General features: G+C 67.6%; 6 protein-coding genes. 4 read left to right on the top strand and 2 right to left on the bottom strand.

Translation table 11 applies throughout. The features are described 5' to 3' along the window. Positions 1-947: helicase HerA-like domain-containing protein (locus ACFDSW_RS15450; protein WP_375251161.1), on the top strand; the 947-nt coding region annotated here is incomplete at its 5' end. Positions 948-1017: 70 nt separating this feature from the next. Beyond that, on the top strand, positions 1018-1542 hold the full coding sequence (locus ACFDSW_RS15455; RefSeq protein WP_375251162.1) for a phosphoribosyltransferase: 525 nt from the start codon (positions 1018-1020) through the stop codon (positions 1540-1542). A gap of 52 nt (positions 1543-1594) precedes the next feature. Here the strand turns inward: ACFDSW_RS15455 and ACFDSW_RS15460 are convergent, their stop codons facing one another. Further along, positions 1595-2551, bottom strand: coding sequence for an isopenicillin N synthase family dioxygenase (locus ACFDSW_RS15460; protein ID WP_375251163.1), 957 nt, complete (start codon positions 2549-2551; stop codon positions 1595-1597). A 156-nt stretch (positions 2552-2707) separates the two neighbouring features. On the opposite strand from ACFDSW_RS15460, the gene ACFDSW_RS15465 reads away from it, so the two are divergent. Beyond that, positions 2708-3889 (top strand): multidrug effflux MFS transporter, encoded by a 1182-nt coding sequence (locus tag ACFDSW_RS15465; RefSeq protein WP_375251164.1) that lies wholly within the window; start codon positions 2708-2710, stop codon positions 3887-3889. Positions 3890-3959: 70 nt separating this feature from the next. Next, a complete protein-coding gene (locus ACFDSW_RS15470) occupies positions 3960-4298 on the top strand; it encodes a DNA primase (RefSeq protein WP_375251165.1) in 339 nt (112 codons plus the stop codon). A 51-nt stretch (positions 4299-4349) separates the two neighbouring features. On the opposite strand, the gene ACFDSW_RS15475 is transcribed toward ACFDSW_RS15470, so the two are convergent. Beyond that, a partial coding sequence (locus tag ACFDSW_RS15475; RefSeq protein ID WP_375251166.1) for an ACT domain-containing protein occupies positions 4350-4657 on the bottom strand: 308 nt, incomplete at its 5' end.

Raw genomic sequence — 4657 nt, forward strand, 5'->3', positions numbered from 1 at the left:
TCCTCGCCGCCGACCGGCTGATGGCGAGCCCGAAGCTCTACTCGACCTTCCTGCTGTGGTTGCTCTCGGAGTTGTTCGAGCATCTGCCGGAGGTGGGGGATCCCGACAAACCGAAGCTGTGCTTCTTCTTCGACGAAGCGCATCTGTTGTTCGACGATGCCCCCGATGCGCTGATGGAAAAGATCGAGCAGGTCGTGCGGCTGATCCGGTCGAAGGGTGTCGGCGTCTATTTCATCACGCAGAATCCGATCGACATTCCGGACAAGGTCGCCGGACAGCTCGGCAATCGCGTCCAGCACAAGCTGAACGCCTTCACGCCGCGCGATCAGAAAGCGGTAAGCGCGGCGGCGCAGACGTTCCGCCCCAATCCGGCGGTCGACGTCGCCAGCGCGATCACCGAACTTCGCGTCGGCGAGGCCCTGGTATCGCTCTTGCAGCCCGATGGCGCGCCGGCCCCGGTCGAGCGGACGCTGATCCGCCCGCCCGCCAGCCGTGTCGGTCCGGTCACGCCGGAGGAACGTCGTATCCTGATCCAGACCGATGCGGTCGGGGCGAAATACGATCAGTTGGTCGACCGTGAATCGGCGGAGGAATTGCTGACCGCCAAGACCCGGGAAGCCGCCGCCGCCGCGTCCGCCGCCAAGGCCCAGAGCGATGCCGACAAGGCTTCGGCGCTCGCCGCCAGGGAGCAGGCCCGGGCCGCAAAGGACGCCGAACGCGCGCGCATCGCCGCGCAGCGCGAGCAAGACCGGCAGGCGCGGGAAGCAGCGAACAGCCCGTGGGGCCGGGCGATGACCTCCGCCACCCGTTCCGCCTCCTCCGCGATCGGGCGGACGGTGGCGAACGAAGTGACGAAGGCGGTGCTGGGATCGGGACGCGGGCGCTCGTCGGGCGGTCTATTGGGGCAGGTGGTGCGCGGCGTGTTGGGCGGATTGATGCGGCGATAGCGCACGCCGGTCGCCCTCGCCGGATCGATGTCGCCACGAAGCTGCCACGCTCTCCCGCTACGCGCCGGCGATGACCACGCCGACCTTCACCGCCGTCACACATCACGATCTCGTCACGCAGGTGCGCGCGCTCGCCGCGGCGATGACCAGCGATACACAATGGACCGCGGCGCATATCATCGGCATCGGGCGCGGCGGGCTCGCCCCAGCGGTCTATCTCAGCCATGCGACCGGCCTGCCGATGCTCGCGGTCGATTATTCGTCGCAGGCCGAGGAACTGGCCGCCGATACGATCGCGAAGCTGGCTGCCCGCACGCGCGCCGGGCAGCATCTGCTGTTCATCGACGACATCAACGACACCGGCCGGACGATCGGCCATCTGCGTGACATGCTCGCGCGTGAGGGCGCGGCGAAGGACAGCGTGCGCTTCGCGACGCTGATCGACAATATCCGCTCCGGCCAGCGCGTCGACTATGCCGCGCGCGTGATCGACCGGACGGTGACGAAGGACTGGTTCGTCTTCCCCTGGGAAACGATGGCCCCCGACAGCGCGATCGCCGCCGACGCGGCGGAAGTGCCGGAACGGATCGCGTAGCGGCTGGTGGGGATCACGGCGGGGTGCCCCGTCCGCTCCCCCGCCACCGGCATTATTTCTTGATCAAGCCGATCTCCACCAGCCGCTGGTGCAGATAGTCGTGCGCGGTGATCGGCGTCGGATAGCGATCGGGGTTGGCGTCGCTAACCGTCTGCGGCAACGTTTCGATCAGGAAATCGGGTGCCGGGTGAAGGAAAAACGGCATCGAATAGCGCGAATGCCCGCGGCGCTCTGGCGGCGGATTGACGACGCGGTGCGTGGTCGAGGGCAGGACGTGGTTGGTCAGTCGCTGCAACATATCGCCGACATTGACCACCATCGCCCCCTCGGGCGGCCTGATCGACAGCCATTGACCGGACGCGCGATCGAGCAGCTCCAGCCCCGCCTCTTCCGCGCCGAGCAGCAGCGTGATCAGATTGATGTCCTCATGCGCGCCCGCGCGGACCCCCTCGGCATCGGCCGGGATCGGCGGATAGTGAAGCAGGCGCAGCACCGAATTGCCGTCCTTCACCGCCGGATCGAACCAGTCGGGCGCCAGCTTCAGATGGCGCGCGATCGCCGACAGCAGGCGGTCGCCGGCGCGATCGAACGCCGCGAACAGCTCGATGAACGTATCCCTGAACCCCTCCGGCCGGTCGGGCCAGATATTCGCGGGCATATCGGCGGCGAAGCGGTGCCCCTGCGGCAATTCCCGCCCGACATGCCAGAACTCCTTCAGGTCAACATGCCGCGCATCCTTGGCGATCTCGGTCTTGAACGGCGTATAGCCGCGCGCGCCGCCGCCGCCGGCGACATGATACCGGCGCTTTTCCTCTTCGGGCAGCGCGAACAATGCCTCGGTGTCGCGCCAGGCGCGATCGATCAGCGGTTGGGGCACGCCGTGATCCGCGACGATCGCGAAACCGAAGCGTTCGAACGACCCGCCCAGCGCGGCGGCGAACGCCTCCGGATCGCGATCCTGCTCGGCGAGGCTGAGAGTGGGCACCTGCGCGGCGGGGGTATCGAGCATGCTATCGGTCCATCCAGTTGCCGGGCGGAGATAGTCACTACCGCCACGACATGCCAGCACGTGACTATTCCGGCAGGCTGCCCTAACCCGCGCGGCATGCTCGATCCCGCCAGCGCCATTGCGTCGCCTCCCGCACCGGCCCGCCCTCCACTACCGATGCCTGAGTTCGTCGGCCTGATCGCCGCGCTGATGGCGCTGACCGCGCTGGGGATCGATTCGATGCTCCCCGCACTGCCGGCGATGGGCGTGTCGCTGGGCGCGCCCGACGCCAATGCGCGGCAGTTCGTCATCACCGCCTTCGTGCTGGGTTTCGGCGCGGGGCAACTCGTCCATGGCCCGTTGTCGGATCGCTTCGGCCGCCGGCGCAGCCTGTTGGTCGCGATGCTGGTCTATATCGTCGCCAACGCGCTGTGCGCGCTATCGATCAGCTTTACGCTCTTGCTCGTCGCGCGCGTCCTGGGCGGCTTCGCGATCGCGGCGGCGCGGGTCAATGCGGTGGCGATCGTGCGCGACTGTTTTGAAGGGCGCGCGATGGCGCGGATCATGTCGATCACCTTCATCGTGTTCATGATCGTGCCCGTGCTCGCGCCTGGTTTCGGCGCCGGCGTGCTGCTGTTCGGCAATTGGCGCGACATCTTCTGGGCGGTGGCCCTGGCGACCGCGCTCGTCTTCATCTGGTTCGCGATGCGCATGCCGGAGACGATGCACGCCGAGGATCGCCATCCCATCAGCGTGGCGCGAATCGCGTCGGGATGGCGGATGGCGCTGTCGGATCGCTGGTCGCTCGGCTATACGATCGCCGCTACCGCGCTGCTCAGCGCGCTGTACGGATATATCAATTCGATCCAGCAGGTCATGGCCGAAGTCTTCGGCCGCGCCAATCTGTTGATCCTGATCTTCGCCACCACCGCCGGCACGATGGCGGTCGCCAACCTGGCCAACGCCTCACTGGTGATGCGGGTCGGCACGCGGCGGCTGGGGCATGGCGCTGTCGTGGTGCTGATCGCCAGCGCAGCCCTGCACCTGCTGATCGCCACGACCGGCCATGAAACCCTGCTCACCTTCGCGGTGCTGCAGGCGGTCACGATGGCCTGTTTCGGCCTTGCCAGCTCCAATTTCTCCGCGATGGCGATGGAGAATATGGGCCATATCGCGGGTACCGCATCGAGCGTTCAGGGCTTCATCAGCATCACCGCGGCGGCCGCATTGGGGGCGCTGATCGGTCAGGCGTTCGACGGCTCGACCGTGCCGCTGACCGCCGGCTTCCTCGGCGCTGGCATCGTCGCGCTGACCGTGGTGGCGATCACCGAGCGCGGGCGGCTGTTCACGACACGTTGATCGCCGCCGCGACGGAACCCGCCGCGCCCGTCTGCCGTTCGTCCGGATTATCACGCGAAGGAGATCCGCGATGGGTGGGCATCAGATCCACGGCCATGGTTCGGGCGACGACGGCTATGACGAGGACGGCTACGACGAAAGCCAGCGGGCCGAAATCCTGGAGGCCACCCGCGACGGCCCCAGTGACGGCACGATCATCGTCGACCTCGATCCCGACATGGGCACGGAGGACGAGGATGAGGACGAGGACGATCTGGTGCTGACCGACGATAGCGTCGCAGAGACCGACCGTAGCGTCGAACAGGATAGCGCCGACGTCGCGGAAGACGAAGTGCAAGAAGAGTTCGACGACGGCAGCGTCGAGGATGACGAACTCGACGACCGAAACGACGCCGCGCTCCGGCCGTAACCGGCTAACCGCCCGTCCACGTCCTGCCCCGGCCGCGCGATCTGCCGCGGCTCAGGGCAGGATGTGCATCCACATCGGCTCGCCGAAGACGCTCTGCGAGCCACGCAGCCGTTCCAGCGCGGCGGCGATCGCTCGCTCAGGCCCTTCGTGCGTGACGATCACGACCAGCACCTTGCCGTCCGCCTGCGCGCCGCGCTGGATCAGGCTTTCGATCGACACCCCCGCATCGCGCATCGCGGCGGCGATTTCGGCCAGCACGCCCACCCGATCGGCCACCGTAAAGCGAAGATAGGCGCGCGCGCGCCGTTCCCCGCTGTCGGCCGGGGCGGCCGCGATCAGCGACGCCGCGGGCATGGCGA

It is taken from the genome of Sphingomonas sp. (assembly GCF_042091075.1).
Classification (GTDB): Bacteria; Pseudomonadota; Alphaproteobacteria; order Sphingomonadales; family Sphingomonadaceae; genus Sphingomonas.